This window comes from Paenibacillus cellulositrophicus, assembly GCF_009363095.1.
GTDB lineage: Bacteria > Bacillota > Bacilli > Paenibacillales > Paenibacillaceae > Paenibacillus_AQ > Paenibacillus_AQ favisporus.
This window is the reverse complement of sequence record NZ_CP045296.1, coordinates 462,502-483,450: the sequence shown is the minus strand read 5'-3', so window position 1 is coordinate 483,450 and position 20,949 is coordinate 462,502. Positions and strand designations below refer to the sequence as shown.

At 55.2% G+C, this 20,949-nt stretch carries 14 protein-coding genes; all 14 read right to left on the bottom strand.

Going from position 1 to position 20,949, the window contains the following annotated elements; genetic code table 11:
* Positions 1 to 2: 2 nt before the first annotated feature.
* The 14 genes from GCU45_RS31855 to GCU45_RS31790 all read right to left on the bottom strand — a co-directional run bounded on the left by GCU45_RS31855 (position 3) and on the right by GCU45_RS31790 (position 20,948).
* Positions 3 to 1,010, bottom strand: a complete 1,008-nt coding sequence (locus tag GCU45_RS31855; RefSeq protein WP_152404709.1) for a glycoside hydrolase family protein — start codon at positions 1,008 to 1,010, stop codon at positions 3 to 5.
* A 115-nt stretch (positions 1,011 to 1,125) separates the two neighbouring features.
* A complete protein-coding gene (locus GCU45_RS31850; protein ID WP_152404022.1) occupies positions 1,126 to 2,325 on the bottom strand; it encodes a glucuronate isomerase in 1,200 nt (399 codons plus the stop codon).
* A gap of 22 nt (positions 2,326 to 2,347) precedes the next feature.
* Positions 2,348 to 4,732: a glycosyl hydrolase family 95 catalytic domain-containing protein gene (locus GCU45_RS31845; protein WP_152404020.1), complete on the bottom strand. Its 2,385-nt coding sequence runs from the start codon at positions 4,730 to 4,732 to the stop codon at positions 2,348 to 2,350.
* Positions 4,733 to 4,793: 61 nt separating this feature from the next.
* A complete protein-coding gene (locus GCU45_RS31840; protein WP_152404018.1) occupies positions 4,794 to 6,356 on the bottom strand; it encodes an extracellular solute-binding protein in 1,563 nt (520 codons plus the stop codon).
* 209 nt (positions 6,357 to 6,565) lie between these two features.
* Positions 6,566 to 8,407, bottom strand: a complete 1,842-nt coding sequence (locus GCU45_RS31835) for a cache domain-containing sensor histidine kinase (protein ID WP_244364697.1) — start codon at positions 8,405 to 8,407, stop codon at positions 6,566 to 6,568.
* A 29-nt stretch (positions 8,408 to 8,436) separates the two neighbouring features.
* The gene (locus GCU45_RS31830) at positions 8,437 to 9,462 is read right to left on the bottom strand and encodes a response regulator transcription factor (RefSeq protein WP_145133942.1); all 1,026 of its coding nucleotides are present in this window, start codon (positions 9,460 to 9,462) and stop codon (positions 8,437 to 8,439) included.
* Between the two features lie 76 nt (positions 9,463 to 9,538).
* Positions 9,539 to 11,119 carry an extracellular solute-binding protein gene (locus GCU45_RS31825; RefSeq protein WP_152404014.1) on the bottom strand — a complete coding sequence of 527 codons (1,581 nt, stop codon included), beginning with the start codon at positions 11,117 to 11,119 and terminating at the stop codon, positions 9,539 to 9,541.
* A gap of 217 nt (positions 11,120 to 11,336) precedes the next feature.
* On the bottom strand, positions 11,337 to 12,200 hold the full coding sequence (locus GCU45_RS31820) for a carbohydrate ABC transporter permease (protein ID WP_152404013.1): 864 nt from the start codon (positions 12,198 to 12,200) through the stop codon (positions 11,337 to 11,339).
* Positions 12,201 to 12,219: 19 nt separating this feature from the next.
* Positions 12,220 to 13,113 carry an ABC transporter permease gene (locus tag GCU45_RS31815; protein ID WP_076169344.1) on the bottom strand — a complete coding sequence of 298 codons (894 nt, stop codon included), beginning with the start codon at positions 13,111 to 13,113 and terminating at the stop codon, positions 12,220 to 12,222.
* Positions 13,114 to 13,288: 175 nt separating this feature from the next.
* A complete protein-coding gene (locus GCU45_RS31810; RefSeq protein ID WP_244364695.1) occupies positions 13,289 to 15,703 on the bottom strand; it encodes a glycoside hydrolase family 95 protein in 2,415 nt (804 codons plus the stop codon).
* 5 nt (positions 15,704 to 15,708) lie between these two features.
* Positions 15,709 to 17,040, bottom strand: a complete 1,332-nt coding sequence (locus tag GCU45_RS31805) for a cupin domain-containing protein (protein WP_152404009.1) — start codon at positions 17,038 to 17,040, stop codon at positions 15,709 to 15,711.
* 256 nt (positions 17,041 to 17,296) lie between these two features.
* Positions 17,297 to 19,984, bottom strand: a complete 2,688-nt coding sequence (locus GCU45_RS31800) for a discoidin domain-containing protein (protein WP_152404007.1) — start codon at positions 19,982 to 19,984, stop codon at positions 17,297 to 17,299.
* Between the two features lie 259 nt (positions 19,985 to 20,243).
* Positions 20,244 to 20,573: a thioredoxin gene (trxA, locus tag GCU45_RS31795; RefSeq protein ID WP_152404005.1), complete on the bottom strand. Its 330-nt coding sequence runs from the start codon at positions 20,571 to 20,573 to the stop codon at positions 20,244 to 20,246.
* Positions 20,574 to 20,948 (bottom strand): MerR family transcriptional regulator, encoded by a 375-nt coding sequence (locus GCU45_RS31790; RefSeq protein WP_076166323.1) that lies wholly within the window; start codon positions 20,946 to 20,948, stop codon positions 20,574 to 20,576.
* Between the last annotated feature and the right edge of the window lies 1 nt (position 20,949).

Sequence of the window (20,949 nt, the reverse complement as noted above, 5' to 3'; positions counted from 1 at the left end):
GTTCAAGGTGAAGTCCGCAGCGGAATCACCATGTTCCAGGTATGTTCTGCTTGCCGGAAGCCCCCCGGTCCGTCCGCAACCGCGGCGAACAGATGCGTCGGCTGTCCATCCTGAAACAGCAGGAAGGGCCGTTCGAAGCTGCCCATCCAACGTTCCGATCCGTCCTCCCATCGGACGCGCCGGGAGTAGAATTTGGGCTGGTCTGCGAGCCTCCAGTCCCTGCCATCCGGAGAAAGTGCCAGAATGCCGCCGTGCTTCTCTCCACACAGCTTCCCATCCATGTCTTTCGCGATCATGGCATACCCTTCCGCCGTGCGCCAAATGAACGGGTCTTCGATATGAAACCGTTCCGGCGGAAACAGCGGTGTATCCTGAATTACGCGATATGGCCCTTCATATCCTGCTGCCTCTGCTGCGCCAAGCGTCATTTGCCCATGGGCCGTGCCCTCATACTGCCGGGCTTTATAAACCAGCAGCACGGAGCCATCCTCCCGGATACATGGCGCCGGATTCGAGGTCAGGAAGCTGTCGAACTTGCCCGGCCTCGTCGGCAGAATCGGCGTATCGAGACGCTTCCACGGCCCATAGACGCTGTCGGCGACGGCCATGCCGACACGCTTGTTCGCCCTTGCCGCAATGACGCGGCAGTCGTCCGCCTCCACCGTCTCTCCTGGCCGCGGCTCAGGGAAGGGATGCGTCGATCCCATGTAATACAGCAAATATTTGTCTCCATACCGGATGATGTGCGGGTTATGGGTGCTCCTTCCGTCCCAGTACTCCGCTCCCCGCGCTGGGAACACAGTTTCTTCAAAGGTATAGGGTCCTTCCGGGGTATCGGACGAGGCTCGGACGATTTCCGAACGGAGCAGCCAGCCCGGGTGCATCGGCAGCCACTTTGGCCACCGGGACGCAAACATATGAAAGCGTCCGTCCTCTCCGCGAACGACCGACCCGCACCATACCCACCAGCCTTCCATCCGAAAGCCCCCTTCCATGGGGGCAGGCAGCATCCGGTCAAGCAGTGAAAATGTCACGTTCTCCCTCCGTTCATCATTTAGTTTCTCGACCTTTCTGTTTTGCCAAATGGCACGCGTCTTTCACAATTCAGCGGTCCCGGTTTCACGATCAGACCGTCGATTCCGCCAACCCGTACCGTTTTGCCGAACTGCCATGCAGCCATTCCGCCGCCAGTGCCAGCGCATCCTCACGGCTCAGCCATTCATCCCTGACCTGCTCATCGAGAAAACGAGCAAGCTGCTGCTTCACGATCAGCAGCTTGCCGTACGTCCATTCGATGCAGCGCGCATCCGAGACGATCAGCGAGCTTTTGAGCGGAGATAACGCCTCGAGCCGGTACTGCATGCTCTGCGTGTATGTGCTGGCACGGAAGTTATACCACCACATGCCGCCTACGTGAACATTGGCAAAATTCCAGGCCGCCTGTACGACGTCCAAATTGTTCAGTTCCGATGCAACCACCAGCTCAAACGGGATGTTGTAACGCTCAAACAAGCCATACAGCTTTACGATCCGGAGCGGATCGTTCACAGGAGCGGCCGAACTGCTCCCCCATCTTCGTTCCACGCCGAGGAACAGCTGAAGGAACATGTCCCGCTCCTGCAGACCGGAGCAGATTTCATGGAGAAGCAGCATCATGACCTCATCGGTCCGCCCCGCGGTTTCAAGCTTATAATCCTCATGCGCCGCAGCCTCATAATGGGGAAGCGTCGTCATGATCCCCGGACAGCCCATCTCATGATAGGACTTCAATTGCTCGGAAATGAACGCTTTCGCCTGCGCGAAACGGTCTTGGCGTTCATGGGCTGCGGAGGAGACGATGCCGGCGGCAAGCTCCGGCAACCATCCGTCGATCCGGGGCAACAGAAGGGCATCCTCCCGCATACCGTCAAATACGGCATGTTCAGGGCGGTTCACAACAAACCGCTTCACATGCAGCCGGTCGGCCACGCTTTGAGCCCAGCCTGGAGTATTTCTCTGCGTGCGTACAGCTTCGTCCGCCTGAAGCACAGACGCCGTGTCATGGATGGTGATTCCGTATAAATCCCCCATAATCGCCGTAAAAGCACGATTCATCATCGTATTACGGGTAGCTTTGTAAGCTCTGACGAAGGCTTCCGCCCGCTCCGAAACCGGCAGCTGTGCCGCATCCTTCGGATATCCTGCCGTCTGCAGTTCTTGGTTCAACCAGAAATAATCGGCGATCTCCCAAAAGTCAGCCGCGCACAGCTTATCTCCTATCAAATGCGTATGCGTATCGATCACAGGCAGACGCATAATTTCTTCTAATAATGAAGATATATTCATGATCCTTGTCTCTCCCCTCTCATTAGCTGAACGTCAACTGCAAGGTTAGGGATTCTCCCTGTTCAAGCAAGATGTGGATTTGCCGATTCTCAGGCAGTCTGCCCCCGTCCCGGAAGCCGTTGCAAGCTTCGGGGAGCACGAGGGTAACGGAGCCTCCAGCTCTCAAAGATTGGAGCCGAACATCAAGCGTGCCATTCTTCCTGTCCCAGGCAATGTCTACCTCGTAGCCTCCGCATGCCAGCATTCCAGCGGCGCTTCCGGAGAGGAATCGCTTCGGCAGGGCTGGGAGGATTCGGATCATGTTGGGATCGGAGTACAGCAGCATTTCCTGAAGCGCAGCCGTCATGCCCATATTCGCATCAATCTGAAACGGAGCCCACTCCATATCCAAGCCGATGCCCATGCCGCGCCAATCGTTGTGAAGCGTAAAGAAATTATTGATCACGGCTGATCTGGCCAGCAGATCCAAACACTCCAGCGCCTTATCCGCTTCACCCATGCGGGCGTACAAATTGGACATATGAGCAAGTGACCATCCCGTCTGCTCTTTTAATCCAACGACCAGCCTCTTTCTTAACGCGGTCTCAAAGGCTGCGAACAGACCGGGATCGGTCTCACGCGTTACCTCTTTGCCCGGAAACACCGGATAGAGGTGCGACTGGTGCCGGTGATGGTATTGATCTTCGTAAGCAGGATGCATCCATTCTCGGACTGCGCCGTCTGCATTAACCTGATACGCCGGGATTTTGGCGATCATGTCTTTCCAGCCATCGACTTCTTCAGCATACATTCCTTCCTTAGCGGCACCCTCAACCAGCCGGGTCAGCACTTCCTTGGCGATGGCAAAATCCATCGTCGCGTTCATTGCCGTTCCCTTGGGTCCACCCGCTCCGTTACTCGGCCGGTTCTCCGGCGAATTGGATGGGCAGCTGATGTACAGACCATCGTCTCCGGTCATCAGGAAATCTTCATAGAACAAAGCCGCCTCCCGCAGGAACGGCAGGGCCCGGTTTCTTAAAAATTCCCTGTCGCCCGTGTATAGGTAATAATCATAATAGTGCTGCGCGATCCAGCCAGCCGCCCCGGTCCAGTGGACAATGTGGGGCGCGATCGTCTTCAGCAGGCCGGAGTCCGGAGCGGTCGGCGCAGGGATCCAGATCCCCCTGCAGCCATAGATACAGCGCGCGTTGCGGCGATAATCGTCCATCTGCCGCTCCACGTAATCGAATACGGGCAGCAGCAGCTCGGGCATATGTCCCGTGAGCGCCTGCCAATACATCATCTGCAGGTTCTCGTTGGCCATATGGAACGCCCAGAAGCCGCGATATTCCCCGCACCATAAGCCGTATAAATGGCAGGGATCCCCGCCTTCGCGCGAGCTTGCAATCAGAAGATAACGCCCGTAGGCCCACATCTTCTCCAGCATGGCAAGCGGGGCTTCGCCACGGTAGGCTTGCAGCAGCAGCTCTTCGTTCGATGCCTCTCGTCCGGGAGCATCCAGATTCAGCGTCATCCGCTGAAACAAGCGTTCATGCTCCTCAATGTGCGGCTGCAGCAGCTCGCTGTAAGACCGATGTTCTGCGGCCAGCTCGTGTTTCAACCGTTTCCAGGCCGCTTGACGCGGCTCATGAACGAACAGTTTAACCAGGATCAATGCCTGCGTGGCGCCTTCAAGAACGGACCCACTGGACATGCTGCTTATCCTGCCATCGACCGTGATCACCCGAGCGACGGCACCGAAATCGCTGCCGTCGTCATGGTATGCGGCACACCATATGAACTCACCTTCGGACCCTGATTCGCTTCCTGTCGGTAATGGAGCGTCAGGTCTGCCAGGGGGACGCCTGACATCCCCGCGATGATGCAGGTCAAGGGCGATCTTCGCCGATATCGTTTCTGGCCCTGACGACCGTAGCTCATAGACGATCAAATCGTCCGCCCGGGATACGAACAACGCCCGCTCATAACGCGTATGCCCGTCCTGCCAGCGCACCGTTACTTCACCGGTTTCCATGTCCAGCTCCCGGCTGTAGTCCTTAAAGCCTTCACTTACGTCCATGCTCAAGTTCAGGTCGCCAAGCGGCAGCGGAACGGCCATGACCGGATCGTAACCTTGCTCCTTCAAACCGTCGACCAATACATTTTCGGCAATCGCCTCCTTCCCCTCCATCATCAACCGGCGCATCTCTCCAAGCCGGCCGCTCACGTCGGGCAGATCCGGCGTACGGCTCTGCCACCACAAGCCGCCGTGCGTCAGCATGACCGTTTCCAAATGGACTCCGCCATACACGGCTGCTCCAGTTATTCCGTTGCCTGCCGGCAGCGCCTCCCTCCACTTGGCTCCCCACCAGGATGAAGGGGTCAGAAGCTTCAGCTTATTCCGTCCGTCTCCAGTTTTCCTGCCCATATATTCATTCCCCTCCTAACAGGAGGAAGCCCTTCGCGTGAAAGGCTTCCCTGAAATCAACCTATTTGCGGCTTTGCTGATCGATAATTCCGTCTTTGTTGTTGTAACGCTTCGTGGCTTCTTTGACGATCTCATCGCCGCCCTTTTGCTTATACTCCTCGATGACTTTAGGAAAATCGCTGATCGGCTCTTTGCCGTAGATCATTTTGACCATGTGGTCGATGATGAGCTTTGGCGCCTGGTCCGGACGCTTGGAAGCCAAGTCAGGGAACTGGCTGAAGGATTCCAGGTCCGGTACAAATCCGATCCCGCCCACGCCTTCTTTGGCCAGCGTATCATCGAGCGCCTTCAGCACGTCTTGTCCGCCTGGGAGCAATTCGGTCCGTTCACGGTTGATCGTTCCGTCACCGACCCAGCGCAGCAGCGAGCGGAATCCGGCTTCGTCCTGAGCGGCTTTGCCTTCCGGCAGCTTGTAATCGATTTTTCCGTCTTTGACCGTGTAATCCTCGCCTTCGATGCCAAAGCTGTAGAAGTTTTTCGCTTCCGGCGTCTGCATCCACTCGAACATTTGGATGATCCGGGCCGCTTTCTCTTTGCTGACCTTGCTGTTGATATAGAGCGAAGTGTTTACCGAGCTGTACAATCCATAACCCTTCTGTCCGTTGTCCCCTAACGGTGACGGGATGATATCGACCTTGGCGCCGGGAACCGCCGCGCCGACCTTCGTGCGGAAATCGAGAAGGCTGGCGGCGTTGGCTGTCCACATGCCGGCATTGCCGGCTTCGATATTTTCGCTGTACTGAGGCGCCTGGATCGTGGCGAAATCTTTCTGGATCAGGCCTTCGTCATACATCGTTTTGTAGACGGTCAGCGCCTTTTCCATATTTTCAGCGTTAAAAAACTTCGGTACGACCTGGCCGTTCATTTCGGTAAATTGATAGCCCAGGGCGTCATACGCACCAAATACGATGTCCGCGTATTTAAAATTCTCCCTCATCTGATACGGCGCGCTGAGGCCGAGTTTTTTAAACGCACGCAGGACGTTCAGGAAATCGTCCATCGTTTGGGGCGCCGGCAGACCCGTTTTTTCCAGCAGGTCGGTCCGGATGTAAGTCGCGCGGCGGGAAGGGTTGCTTAGCCAGGTTGGCACGCCGTAGATTTTCCCCTTGTAGCTCACCTCGTCCCACGCTTCCTTCGGAACGGCTTTCATCAGGTTCGGAGCATACTCTTTCAGCAAGTCGTCCAGCGGCATAAACACGCCGGCCTGAACCGAACCGGCCATAGACTTATCCGTTGCTCCGCCGACGTTTTGCACGACGTCCGGAATATCGCCGCCGGCGAACATGACGGCCATCTTCGCATCGAAGTCTTTCAAGGGAATCAGCCTGATGTCCAAATCCACGTTCGCTCTCTTCTCGACCTCCTTGACCCATTTCTCGTTGTTAATGTCCTTGGAGCCTTCCGCGTAAGCGTTTCCACTTGTGGTTAAAGAAATGCTGAATTTCACCGGTTTCGATGCATCGGCCGCATCGTCACTGCCGCTCGAGGCGCTTTTGTTTCCACATCCTGCGGTCAGACCCGTGACAAGCGCTGCCGCGAGGATCAGACTGACCCATTTTTTCATCTTATAATCCCCTCTCTTCATGCAAAGTGCAAAAGATATTCTCTTTGCTGCTGTCCCCATCATAAGGCTTAACCAGGGAAGCTCCCATGGGGCGAATTATTGTCGTGATGTGTTTTTTTGCGGTTTTTTACGGTTGTCTGACCATAAAAAAATCCCGTATTCCATGCTCCGGAATACAGGATTTGCTTAACGTTCTTCTTTGTTTGCGCCTAGCCGCTGCCCGCCATGGGCAGGGTCAGGATAGGCGCGGCTGCCTCTTGCCCCGCTGGGCTGCTCAGTTCTTTTACGCCGGACATCGGCATCCGCGTGATCATCCGGGTTCCCCACTCGGGGCTGCTTTCCACGGTTACGCCGTAGTCCTCGCCGAACACCAGCTGAATCCGCCGGTGCACATTGGGTACGCCGATCCCGCCCGCGCTGCCCCGGTCCTCCTCGTCGGCAAGCCGGTTCTCGCTCAGCTTGGCGCGAAGCTCCTCAAGCCGCTCTGGGGCCATGCCGCAACCGTTGTCTTGCACGCTGACCCAGAAGGAATCTCCTTCTTCGCCGGCATCTATGATGATCGTATGATGATCCTCCACCCCTTGCCTGAAGGCGTGCTGGAACACGTTTTCCACCAGCGGCTGAAGCGTGAGCCGGACCATCTTCCGCAGAAGCAGCTCCGGCCTTACCCGCACATCAATCTCGAACGTCCGGCCGATCCGGTGATTAATAATGACCATGAAGTACATGACATGCTTGAGCTCATTCGCTACCGTGATCTCTTCCAGATTGGTCCGTACCGAATAGTGCAGCATATAAGACAGAGCCCCGACGATCTCCGTAATTTCGTCCGAGTCCTGAATAACCGCGTAACATACGACCGTTTCCAGTGTATTGTACAGAAAATGCGGGTTGATCTGCAGCTGGAGCGACTGGAACTCGGCTTTCTGCCGTTCGGCTTGCATTTCCTTGTTCCGGAGCTCGGCGCGATACACTGTATCGACCATCTCCGATAAGCGGTTCACCATCAGGTTGTAGCGGATCATCAGCTCGGTAATTTCGTCCCGGTGCTTCGGAAGCGGAATGAACTTCCAGTTTCCCTTCTCCGTCTGGCTCATCCCCTTCATCAGCGTCCGGATCGGGGTAGTAATCGACTTGCCGAACCGGCTCGCCAGGAATAACGCCGTCAGGAACGTAATGACCGCAACGACGATAATGGAGCTGCGTATCGTGTTAAGCGGTTTTTGCAGCTGGCTGTACGGAATGGACACCACCAGATTCCACCCCGAGTATTCGGCTTTGCGGCTGATGTATACCCGGTCCATTCCCTCCGCCGAATTGCGGAACATCTCGGTGCCGGCCTCGCTGATTTGCTTGCCCAGGCTGGCCGGAACGATCGATCCTACCTTGGTCTGATCGTTGTGGTATTGAATCCTTCCTTCGCCGTCGACAATAAAAAAATAGCTGTCCTTCCCCAGATCGATCCCCTTCCACAGGGTGGACAGCTCCTCCGCCTTGACCTCGATCCCCACAAAACCTTTCATTTCCGTAGAACGAAGTCCGCGGATGCGGCGGATCAGCGTCATCATCGGCGTCTTTTCGCCTAAAATGCTGTAATTCATAATGGTCAACCGGCCGCTTTCATCTGTGTTCTCCTTAAAATATCGGATCTGTTTGGCGGTATCATCCGGCTTAAAGGATGGTTCCGACCCGCCGTTATAATAATAGAGCGCATTCCCGGAGTAACCGATGATGTACAGTGCTTCGATCTCGGGATTGCGGATCCACACCGGATCCACGATCGCATCCCGGATATCGGTCATGTAGCGGTAATTTTCGTACTCCTCCCGGTCAGCCGGCAAATCGATGTACCGTTTCACCCTGAGGTCGGTCAGCAGCGCCACCATCGACCGCTGATAAGACGACAAATACAGGTTGGTATGATGTACGGCATTGTCCACGATCTGGACCATTTGGCTCTTTGCGCTTTTTTGCAGCTGCTTGGCTGAAATGCTGTAGAAGGCGATGCCAACCGCAGACAGGGAAAGAAGAATCACGATGGTAAAATACAAAAGCAGCTTCAGCCTCAGGGATACTCTCATCATTCAATGCCAAAGGAAGACCGGTACTCCGACGGGGATACGCCGACGAAATTTTTGAAGGTCTTCGTAAAATGGGGATAATCCTCGTACCCCACCTTGACCGCGATATCGGTGATCGTCAGGGTCGGTACGGCAAGCAGCCTGCGCGCTTCTTCCATCCGTTTTTTGATCCGGTAATGCACGAAGGTCTCCCCTGTCATTTTCTTGAAAAGGGCGCTGAAATAGGTCCTGGCGAGACCCACCCGCTTGGCCACTTCCTCCAGTGTGATGTCCTCCGACAGATGCTGGTCGATGAAGGCTTTAGCTTCTTCAATCGGATCCTTGAAATTGCCTTTCCGTATCAGCTGAAGCTCTTCGAGAATCCGGTCCATACTGGCGGTAAAAGCGATCATGACTTCCTTCTTCGTGTTGGACGCGCCTTGTGTACCCCTGCAACCGGAACGCGGCTTCCAGCCGCGGCTCTCCAGCCGTTCTGTGATCATGCCAAGGCAGTCGCTCAGCACCGCTTCCATGTTGATCACGTTCAGCCCATCGAACAAGCCCGACCGTTCGCCCTCTTCGATGAGGCGTATCGTTTCGTCCCGCTGCAGCAGCCAGATGCTCTGCTCGAGCTGATGCGCCCACTCCACATATTTTTGCACAGGAATAATGCTGCCGGTCATCCCTGATATCAGCTCCTTCAGCGTATCGTGTACGTCCTGCTGGGTCACCGGCTTCAACAAATAGCGCTTGACCCCGTACGCCATGGCCCGCTGTGCATACTGAAAGTCATTATAACCGGATATGACGACAACCTGGACATGACTGAATTCCCGGTGTATCCGTTCGCACAGCTCCAGTCCGTCCATCCGCTTCATCCGCAAATCCGTCAGCACCAGGTGCGGTTCCAGATTCCGGATCGTCTCGAAAGCGGCCTCCCCGTCATCGGCGGTATAAATCGCGGAGAAGGAAGCCGGATAACGCTGAACCATCTTAACCAGTCCTTTTTGAATGACAGGCTCATCTTCCACAATCAAAACTCGCACTTGTATCAAACCCCTTCCTAGAGCGGATAGAAAAAGCGCAGCTGCATTATCGAAAAGAGAAAGAAATGTCGCATCCCTATCGGTTGTGCTGGATCAGCACCCCCTGCTTGGCCCGGTACCTCGCCGTCGCTTCCTGAATAATCGCATTACCGCCGCGTTCCCGGTATTCCCGGACGACCTTCGGCCAATCCGAGATCGGTTCCTTGCCGTAAATCATTTTGACCATATGGTCAACGATCACAGGCGGGGATTGGTTCGGCCGCTCCGAAGCAAGATCGGGAAAAGCGCTGAAGGACTCCAGCTCGGGAACAAAGACGATGCTTCCCAGCCCTTCCTTGGGCAGCGTCACGTCCAAAGCATGGAGCAGATCCTTCCCGCCCGGCACCAGTTCCGTTCTGGCGCGGTTAATCGTCAGATCATGCGTCAGCCACAGCAGTTCGCGGAAGGTTTCCTCGTCCTGCTCCTCCCTCGTTTTCGGAAAATGATACGCAATCGTCCCATGGTCTTCCGTATAGGTGTCGCCCTCGATCCCGAACGAAAAAAAACGCTGAGCTTCGTCCGAGACCATCCAATCAAAAAATTGGAGAATGCCGATCAATTTTTCCTTGGGCACATGCTTATTAATGTAGAACGAATTGATGACGGAGCTGTACAAGCCGTAGCCTTTCGACCCTTCCGGCCCTTCCGGTGAGGGGATGATATCGATTTGCGCCCCGGGAACCGATGCCCTGAGCTTGGTGCGGAAGTCCAGCAAGCCGGCGGCGTTCGCCGTCCAGCTTCCCACTCGGCCTGCTTCGATGTCATGGGTATATTCGGTTGACGAGACTGTCGCAAAATCCTCCGGGATGAGTCCCTCCATCAGCATCGTCCGGTATACCTGCAGCGCCTTCATCATATGCTTTTCATCCAAAAATTTCGGAACCACCTCACCGTTTCGGACTTCAAACTGGTAACCCAGCACGTCATAGGCGCCGAAAATGACGTCCGCATACTTGAAATTCTCCCGCATCTCATAGGGAATTTCGACTCCCAGCTTCTTGAAGGCGCGGAGCACGTCCAGAAATTCGTCTACGGTTCTCGGTATGTTCTGGCCCGTTTGTGCCAGCAGGTCCGATCGGATATACGTTGCCCGGCGCGACGGATTGCCGAGCCAGGCCGGAATTCCATAAATATGCCCCTCAAAGCTGGTTTCCTTCCAGGCTTCCGGCGGCACCGCTTTCCACAAGTTCGGAGCATAGGTCTTGATCCAGTCGTCTAGCGGAAGGAACAGTCCCGCCTGGACCGATCCGGCCATGGCGGCCGAGCTTGCCCCGCCAATCATCTGCACGACATCCGGATAAGTATCGCCTGCAAGAATAACCGGCATGCGCCGGTCGAAATCTTTCAGCGAGATCAAAGAGATGGACAGCTTCGTATTTGTCAGCGCTTCCAATTCTTTGACCCAGCGGTCCTCGGATGGATCCGCCATATTCACCGCATAAGGGCTGGCACCGTTGGATATCGCCATGCTGAAGGCCGTCGGCTGCGGAGAGGATTCTTTCACACCTTCCTGAGCCGGCTGCGGCGAAGGAGAGGCTAATCGGTCCGCGCTTCCAGCCAGATAACAGAACAGGAGAATAACGGCTGCTGCCAGAATGAAATAAGCTGCTCTTTTCATGCCGTCTCTCCTCCCTGCATCCATTTGACTCCTGTTTGACTCGGCTTCGCTCTCTTGTTTTGCGCTGCGCGCAAATCCAAATTCACTCACCAGTCCAAACCCTTGTCTGCCAGCCTATACTTGAGCGCCGCGCAAATCGCATGACACTGATGTTTAATATCTTATCACATTTCACATCTATGAAAACGTATACTTTTCTAGCTGTAAAAAGATAGTATCAGGCCTTGATCGACCCGATCAGCATCCCTTTGATAAAGTACTTCTGCAGGAACGGGTACACGATAATGATCGGTACGACGGAAACGACGATGACCGCCATTTGCACGCCAGCCGGAGAGATCTGGTTCACATTTTCAAGCAGGTTGCCTGCCTGACCGAGGTCATTGCTCAGAACGATCTCCCGGAGGCGAAGCTGCAGCGGGTAAAGCGCCCGGTTGTTGATAAAATACAGTGCCGACGAATACGAATTCCAGTGGGATACCGCATAGAACAGCCCCATGGTTGCCATGGCCGGTTTAGACAGCGGAAGAATGACGCTCCACATCGTGCGCAGCTCTCCTGCCCCGTCGATCCGGGCGCTGTCGATCAGCTCCGACGGAAGGGCGACGAAGAAGGAGCGCATGATGAACAGGTTGTACGCGCTGATGACCGACGGAATGATCAAGGCCCATAACGAGTCAATCAGATGCAGGTTTTTGATCACCATGTAGTTAGGGATCAGCGGCGCCTGAAAGATCATCGTAATCAGTATAAAAATCAGCACGACTTTGCGCATCGAATACTCGGGTCTGGACAACGGATACGCCAGTGATGCGGTCAGGATCAAGTTGATCAGCGTCCCAACGACCGTGATGAATACGCTTACCATAAACGCTCGCCAGATGGAGCTGTCACCCAAAATTACTTGGTAGTTTGTAAGCGTCCAATCGACCGGGATCAGCTTGACCTTGCCTGCATTGATCGCCTGGCTGCTGCTGAACGACTTGGCGAGCACATGGAGGAGAGGGAACACCATCAAGCATCCGACCAGCGTCAAGAAAATATAGTTAAATCCGTCAAATAAGCTGCCTTTGTTTTTCATTGTGCCATCCTTCTCCTTTCTAGTATAGTCCTTCGCCCGAAGCCCGCTTGCTCAGCGTATTCCCGATCATGACGAGCACCAGTCCGACCACCGATTTGAAGAGGCCGATCGCCGTCGTGTAGCTGTACTGCTGATCGATTAAACCGACCCGGTAAATGTAGGTATCGAGGATGTCGCCCTTGCTTTCATTCAGCGAATTGACGAAGACAAAAACGCGTTCGAAGCCGAAATCCAGGAAGTTGCCGATATGGAGCAGGAACATGATGGTGATGGTCGGCAGGATGGCCGGGATCGTGATCGACAGGGTTTGTCTCCAGCGGCTGGCACCGTCGATGCGGGCGGCTTCATACAGCTCAGGATTGACGCTGGCCAGTGCGGCCAAATACACGATTGTGCCCCAGCCGCTGTCTTTCCAGATCCCCGTTCCGACCAGGATGCTCCGGATATACGAATCCTCGCCCAGAAAGTAAATCGATTTGAGTCCGAACGCGTTCAATACCTGGTTCACGATTCCAGTCGTCGGCGATAATATGCCGATCATGATCCCTCCGATAATGACCCAGGAGAGGAAGTGCGGCAGATAGACGACCGTTTGGAGAATCCGTTTGTACACGACTTTCCTCAGTTCGTTCAGGAGCAGCGCAAAGATAATCGGAACCGGAAAGGCAAAAATCAGGTCATAAAATCCGATCAAAACCGTGTTTTCAAGAATCCGCAGAAACTCCGGGTAAGTGAACATCCGGCGGAACTGATCGAGTCCGACCCATGGGCTGCCTGTAAAGCCCTTGAAAATGTTGTAGTTTTGAAACGCCATGACGGACCCCAGCAGGGGCAGGTATTTAAACACGATAAAATAAATGATCCCAGGCAGTGAGATCAGGTATAGCGCCTTGTATTTGCGCAGATTGCTCATCCGCCTTTTTGGTGCGGGCAAGGCCGGACTGGAGGCTGAGATGGCGGCTGGCGCTTGTTCTGGCATAAATATCGCTCCTTTTTGTATAGATCGCTTCATCGCTAATGTTAATCTTTTTGTCCGGACCCTCGGAATGGGGATTTGTCGCTTCACTTGTGTTTTATTACGGTCGCGTTCATCCTTTGCCTGCCCGAATGCCGCAGCTTTCCCCAGCTGCCAAGGTGATCACATATTCAAAACCGGAAGGGTCATCGTCGGACTTATCTCCCGAGGCACCGGCTTCCAAGTGACCGGAAACAGCGAGTTCCAAGGGGACGGGCGACCACAGGCGGCACAAGCCCGCCTTGGAGGAGCGGATCGTCAACTCGTCAAGCGTCCCTTTACTCCATGACAGACCTACGGTATACCCTCCTCTTGCCCGAAGGCCTTCAACACGGCCGGAGCGCCACGCCCTTGGCAGGGCCGGCAGCAGCCGGATTTCCCCCGCATGGGATTGCAGCAGCATTTCCGCAGCTCCCGCCGCTCCGCCAAAATTGCCGTCGATTTGAAAAGGCGGATGGCAGTCCAGCAAATTCGGATACGTGGAAACCGCAAACAGCTTCATCAGATGCCCGTAAGCCTCCTCCCCCATGCCAAGCCGGGCATAGAAATTGACGATCCAGGCCCGGCTCCAGCCCGTATGGCCGCCGCCTGCGGCGAGGCGCCGCGCGAGCGTCCGCTCGGCAGCGGCTGCCAGCTCCGGCGTGCGCCGAACATCAATCAGCTCACCCGGATGCAGGGCGAACAGCTGCGAAATATGCCGGTGTCCGGGATCGGCCTCCTCATACTCGCGCAGCCATTCCATAATTTGCCCGTGTTTACCAACAGCCGGACGCGGAATGCGTCCGATCGTCTCCCGCAACTCGCCGAGAAACGACTGATCCTCCTCGCCGATGATCGCCGCCGCTTCCGAGCAGGCGGACAGCAGCGTCAGCGCGATTTGCGAATCCATCGCCGGACCGATGCACAGGCTGCCGCTGCCGCCGTCCGGGAGAACGAACCGGTTCTCCGGAGATACCGACGGTCCCGTAACCCGATAACCGCCCTCCTCGATCATGTAGTCGAGAAGAAATAGCGCCGCTTCCTTCATCGCCGGGTATGCCCGTTCAGCAAGAAAAGCCGGATCACCCCCGAAACGGTAGTGCTCCCATAAATGGAGGCACAGCCACGCGGCGCCCATCGGCCACACCGTGCACGTCATCAAAATCCCTTCCGGCCGGGTTTCTGCCCACAGATTCGTGTTGTGATGGGCAGTAAAGCCCCGGCAGCCGTACATCTCACGAGCGGTAGCCCGTCCGTTAGCCCGCATCCGGTCGATCAGATCGAACAGCGGTTCATGACAGTCAGATAAGTGGAGCACTTCAGCCGGCCAGTAATTCATCTGGACGTTGATGTTGATCGTATATTTGGATTCCCACGGTGGGGTATAACTGTCGTTCCAAATCCCCTGCAGATTGGCCGCTAAGGTGCCCGGACGGGAGCAGGATATCAGCAAATAGCGCCCATATTGAACGTAGAGGGCCGCCAGACCGGGATCTTCAATCTCCGCTTCATTAGGCAGCAAATCATTTGTATTTCCTTCACCGCTTTCATGTCCCAACGCATTCTGCAACCGGAGCAGCCGCTGGTCTGTAGGGAGAGCAGCAAGCGGATCCCCGTCCGGCGTCAGATTGATCACAAAGCGGCCGAACCGGGACGCGTACTCGTCTATATGCCGTTTCAGCAGCGTTTCAAACGGTTTCGCCGCTGCTCTCTCCAGCTGCTCCAGGCAAACTTCTGCCGGCTGCTTCAACCGAAACGTGCTTTGCGCCGCCAGCAGCAACGTCACAGCATCCGCTCCTTCGATCGAAAGGTAATCACCAATAACCCGCTGCCGTCCTCCCTGAATTACGGCTCGAAAGGCTGCACTAAACCGGACGCCGTCCGCTCCGCATTCCCCGTCCATGACGATGGCTCCCGAAGGGTCGGTCCGGCAGCCATAATCGAGCGGACGGCGCATGAGATTGACGGCCAGCGTAAGCTGGCCCGGCTGGTCCGCGGTCAATCGGATGACCAGAACCCCATCCGGTTCGCTGGCAAAATAGCTCCGCCGATACCGGACGCCATTGTGCCTGTATCGAACGTCCACAACGGCTTGCTCCAAATCCAGCTGCCGCTCGTAGTTTTCCACAGGCCCTTCCTGCTCAAGGAATTTGATCATCAGATCCCCTAGAGGCTGGTATGGCTGCTCATATTTTGGGGAAGCCGTCATTGCCATTCTCGCCAAGTGCTCCGATTCTGCCTGCTTTCCTTCCTTAAGCAGCGTCCGGATCTCAGCCAAATAAGGCTGGGACTGGGGATTGGCCGCCCGTCCCGGGCCGCCGTACCAAATCGAATCCTCATTGAGCTGGACTTTTTCCAGCCCCGGCGTGCCGAACACCATTGCACCTAGCCGCCCGTTCCCTATGGGCAGCGCTTCATTCCACCCGGCTGCCGGCCGGGTGTACCATAATCGAAGGTCTCTCGTAGTTGCAGATGTATGCTCTTGCAAGCTGACATCCTGTTTGACCACATGCTTCACCTCTCCTCTTCCTCCAGCCTTTGCTGCAGACACATCTGTTTGGGTATACCCACCTCAAAAATGATCGCTTTCATCGGCACATCCCCGTCATTCCGAAGGCCGTGCCTCCACCAAGGCTTGTTCAGGACGATGTCCCCGGCTTCCACCCGGTACGTTCTTCCGTTCACTGTCATCAAGCCGCTGCCTTCAAGCAGAACGTACAGTTCTTCATCCTCACGGTGACCATGCAGGCCGATGGATGACCCCGGCGGGATGACTGTGTAATGCAAAAATTTCAGCGGCGTATCGAAATCGCCGCTCCCGAACAGCTTGCAGCCATGAACCAAGCCTTCCCCCCCATGGCTCACGGAGCCTGTAAGTTCGGCCCGAAGAAAATTGCGGATGACGGCCGGCCCATATCCCCAGCTGTCCGAAGGATCCACAGGGACGCCTGTCCGGAGAGACCGTCTCGTATAATCCGCCAGAGCCTGATTTTTTAAATAATCCCTGGCATTCGTTTCACCCGGGCGGTGTTCCTCCAATGACCGCAAAAACTCGGTGAACGGCCCCGGGGCGTCCACATCGCTAAAATCCTCCATCCGTCGGACGCCATCTGCCGTCACGAGCTCGAGCACGCCGCCCACAAAGGTCAAGCTGCCCAGCGATCCCTCGATCCGCCAATCGCCGGCCCACTGCGTTTCCCGCCCCTGGCTGGTCAAGGAGCAGCGGAACGAGGCCTGGATTCCGGCCTGCAGGTCCATAACAATATGAAACACATGCCTGCGTGAAGCATACAGCCTGCTCACCTCACGGCCGGACAAATACCGCAGCAGGTCAAAATGGTGAATGATGACTTCTTCCAGCACCTCGTCCCGTTCCAGCGTTATTTTTTGGCGCTGCCTGAAAAAATCGCATTCCATGGACCGCAGCTCACCGATCGCGCCTTCGTTCAGGAGCTGCTTCAGCTTCCGGACCGCTGGAAACGTACGGTAGTTTTCCGCGATCATAAACGGAATTTGCTTCTGTTCAGCACGCTGCACCATCGCGGCGGCATCCTCAAAATTATCGGCAATCGGCTTTTCGCAAAATACCGGCAGTTTATGATCGAACGCCAGCTCGTTAATGCGCTTGTGAACCTCCCTTGGGGTAACGTTGATCAACAGATCTGGCCGCTCCCGCTCGATGGCTTCGCGTACATTTTCGTAAAAAGGGATTCCATCCGCCTCTACCGCCGTCCTTTTACCAGAGTCTGTATCTGCAACGGCGAGTTCTATATCCGCGTACTGGGACCGGAGCTTCCGGTACCAGCCGCCTCCAAAACCTCCCAACCCAACGAGAAGCGCTTTCATAATTTGGCCTCCTTTTATTGAACAGCATCTTTCAGATTTATTCCGTTCACTGCGTGATTCCAGCCTCCATGCTACTCCTGATCCGCCCGTCTCTCCATGGCATAGATTCCTGGCGGTTGTGTTTTTTTATGCTTACATAAAAAGAACCATGATTCCGCCCGCCGTACTCTAAAGAGAATAGGATGGGAATCATGGCTTCATCGTCTGGCTTCATTCAACAAATTGTGGATGCTGCTCAGCCGGAACTAACTGTTGGTTACTTTTGTATGTTGTTCAGCGCTTTTTTGCCCAGCCGCTCCTCCAGCTGCTGCTTATACAGACTCTCAACGGTCACATGCTGGCCGTAATTGTCCCAGTATCCGTCGCTGCGCGGACGGGGATCATAGTCGCTCGGAACCAGTCCGGGCACCTTCTCGCCGACATGGCCGATCGCATAGTTCTGCGCTGTTGGCGGCTGCTGGGAGGTGAGCTCTCCCTCTGTGTTCCAGCTCACATAATTGGCCCCGGCCCAGCCATGGCCGCTACCGAGCCAGGCTCTGTCCCGGATAGAAATCGGAGCCTTGATGTTGTCGAACAGTCCGCCTACGGACCAGCGGTGATGCGGTTCGCTGGTGTTATAATTTTTGACCGCCTCTCCGTCCAGAAACACGTTTGGCCCCTGTACCCTGCTGTCAACGACAAACGCATGCCGCGCGGTCTCCGTGTAAATCCGCTGCACAAAATTCAGCTGGCCCATCTGATGGATCACGTACCGGCGGCCGCCGGTGATGATACTGACCATGTCGTACATTTTGCTGTCCTGCACGGTGATCCATTTGGAGTTGCGGCTCATCTGAACGAGAGAGTACGACAGATGATACCCCGTCACATCTCGGACCCAGCCGTTTTTAACACTGTTAAACACGACAAAGCGCTCGGCATGCTTCTCGTCCGCATAATACGGGTCGGTCGTATCGTTATCCATGACGGTATCGATGACGCTCGGATCGAAGTCCGAATCCACCCGCATATTTTCGACGCCTACCTGCTGAATGCGGGCCTCATCCGTGTATTTGTAGATTTCACCGCCGCCCCACTGGCGCTCGATCGCGCTTGCCAGCGGCGCATCGACCGTAATCGAATTGCCGTCGACGGCCGTGATGACCCGGTCAAAATCCAGGTTGAACGGAGACCACTGAGTTGCCGTGCCGCCCGGACGGTTGTAAATGTAATCCATGCCGATCGCATGAATCCAGTTTTTATCCCCGATCCGGCGGACGACGATTTGGTCGCCTACATGATAGGCACTGGCGTCTTCCACATGAAAGGTTCGCGCACCCGATGGCACGTACAAATCGGAGATCGTCTGCTTAGAGCCACTGTCCAAAGTAAGGCCGACATTCTCCCCGATTTCGATCAAATTGCGCGGATTGGCCCCGGTGCCATAAATAAGCGTCCCTTTTTCGTCCTGCCCCATACCCCGCAGCACGATTCCGCTGGCTTTGACGGTCAGTGTGCCGCCGACGTCATATCTGCCTTTTTTCAGCAGGACCGTGCCACGGAACCCGTCCTTCCCGAGCGGAAGCCGGGCCACCTCGTCGATCGCCGCCTGGATGCGTGCGGTATCATCTCCCTCACCCGGAGATACGGTGGCTTTTACAGGCACGTTCGGTATCTTTACACCGCCGCCCATATAGCCGACATTCGAGAAGTCGAGAATTTGGTTGCCGCGATAATCGCTGATGTATACCATTTTCCCGTCTTTACCCAGGAAAGCGATTTGGCTCTGTCCCGCAGGAACGCTTTTGGGATCAAGCACGGTAAAATAATATGATTCGTACACCGGTTCCTTGCCGCTCTGTTCAACCGTCAACCGCAGCTGATAGGAACCTTGCTGGTCCGCCTTCCCCACAGGCGTCCATTCCACCACTTCTCCTTTAGACAACGCTGTCTTTGGCAAGGCATCAACTGTCTTGTTGCCGTTATAAATCAATTCGCCTGTGACATTTCCGTTTACGGTAGGCGTCAGGGACACGGTTGGATAAACGTCCTGCGGTTCGATGACGGCCGGCTGTCCGATTTCCGTCTTCATCCGCGGGTGCGTCAGTATGGAGTTCACGACATAGGCTTCACCTTGAAAGGCTGCGGGATCATCAACGACCACCCAGAGGTCGCTTGTCTTCAAGTCTTCTGTTGTATGTACGACCGCTTGCATCAGCGAAGCCCCGACCTGGGTCGCCGTCACGGTTCCCGATGGGGATACGGACACGTCCATGGTGGAAGATTTAAAGGTTTTCGCCACTTCGCTTAAGTCCACGACGCTGCCGGATTTCAGTTCACCTTTCAAAAACAGCGCTGCTTCTTCTCCTTTGTTCAGCCGGATTTCGCTGTTGTTCGCGTATTCCTTTCCGGCCGCATCAGTAAAATAGATCCGCTGAAGGTCCGCCGGTGCAGGTGCCTCCGTACTGTTATACACGGACAGCTCGGATAGCTGCACGTTCAGGTCTTTGCTGAGATTCAGGCTCAGCTTCAAATACCGTGCGCTGACCGCCTCAAAGCTGGCGGTTTCCGATGCGCTTAAATCCTTGTTTTTGCTGAATGCTTCATTCCAATTCGTCTGGTCATTCGAATAGAGCAGCTGGTAATCCTTCAGATTGTCTGCCCGGTTCAGGTTGAACATCATCTTGTTGAAGGTTTCCTCCTTACCCAAGTCGATGGAAAGCCACACGTTCATATCATCCTTTCTGTCGGCGGCTAATGGCTGCCATACCGTTTCGCCTTTGCCGTCCACCGCGTTCGCTGCGCTGCCCGAGCCCGAGCTTACCGTCGCCGTACTGCCAACCGCCAAGTTCACGTCCTCGGCCGCAGCAGCGTCAACTGCCTGCCTCCCTCCGGCCATTGCCGCTTGGGAGCAGATCATCAATACGATCAAACTTGCGCTGACCTTTTTCCTCCAACCCGTCAAATCATATCCCACCTTTCTTGTTTTGAAATCGCTTACATATTAACAAGGCTTTCCACTGTTTAACATGTCGTTTTTATCGATCGGTTTGTGTTTTCTTATTCCTTCCTCCAAACAGACAAAGACGGCGACCGGCCAGCATGCGAACCATGCTTCCGTAACCGCCGCCTATTTGTGACATCCATGCTAAATATCAATTCTCACTGCAGAGGCCACGATCCATCCCTCTTGCCGGGAAGTATGGCCCATCTTCGCTCACCACTCATGCTTTAGATAAGCTATGCTTGGATACAACCTGTTCGTAAACGCTCTTTGGCCGAAGGCCAACCAGCTTCTCGACAGCCTCACCATCGCGGAACACGATGACCGTCGGAACGGACATCACCTGATATTGGCTGGCGGTAGCAGGAGACTCATCGCAGTCTACCTTCAAAAAATGCACCTGATCCCCCATCTCTTCAGACAATTCATCCAGCATGGGGAGCAGCTTCTTGCAGGGAGGACACCATACCGCTCCAAATTCCACCAATGTGGTTCCCTGGGCTCTTATTTGCGACGCAAACGTCGTATCGTTAACCGCTTGAATACTCATTTAACCTTCCTCCTGACCGGATAGGGATCGTTCGAGCAGGATGGAATCGATGCGCTCGGTCAAATTGGCCCGGATGCTGGTCAGCACCTGGATCTGTTTATCGATCTCCTGAAGCTTTTGCTGGTAGATCGGCAGCACATCTTTACAAAAGGCTTCTTTATTCTGCAAGACACACTGCAATATTCCGGATATTTCGTCAGTAGACAATCCAAGGTTCAAATACAGCTGAATGGCCTGCACCTGCTCGACCGCAAACGGGGTATATTCCCTGTACCCGTTCTCCTTTCGCAGCGGCGTAAGCAGCCCCTTTTGTTCATAGTAACGAAGGGAGCGAATGCTAACACCGGTCCGCTCCGCCAATTCTCCAATGTTCAAG

Bases quoted from the DNA above. Each gene is read 5' to 3' on its own strand.
- GCU45_RS31850 (WP_152404022.1), bottom strand. From the start codon at position 2,325: ATGAATATATCTTCATTATTAGAAGAAATTATGCGTCTGCCTGTGATC.
- GCU45_RS31855 (WP_152404709.1), bottom strand. From the start codon at position 1,010: ATGCTGCCTGCCCCCATGGAAGGGGGCTTTCGGATGGAAGGCTGGTGG.
- GCU45_RS31845 (WP_152404020.1), bottom strand. From the start codon at position 4,732: ATGGGCAGGAAAACTGGAGACGGACGGAATAAGCTGAAGCTTCTGACC.
- trxA (WP_152404005.1), bottom strand. From the start codon at position 20,573: ATGAGTATTCAAGCGGTTAACGATACGACGTTTGCGTCGCAAATAAGA.
- GCU45_RS31840 (WP_152404018.1), bottom strand. From the start codon at position 6,356: ATGAAAAAATGGGTCAGTCTGATCCTCGCGGCAGCGCTTGTCACGGGT.
- GCU45_RS31815 (WP_076169344.1), bottom strand. From the start codon at position 13,113: ATGAGCAATCTGCGCAAATACAAGGCGCTATACCTGATCTCACTGCCT.
- GCU45_RS31805 (WP_152404009.1), bottom strand. From the start codon at position 17,040: ATGAAAGCGCTTCTCGTTGGGTTGGGAGGTTTTGGAGGCGGCTGGTAC.
- GCU45_RS31825 (WP_152404014.1), bottom strand. From the start codon at position 11,119: ATGAAAAGAGCAGCTTATTTCATTCTGGCAGCAGCCGTTATTCTCCTG.
- GCU45_RS31820 (WP_152404013.1), bottom strand. From the start codon at position 12,200: ATGAAAAACAAAGGCAGCTTATTTGACGGATTTAACTATATTTTCTTG.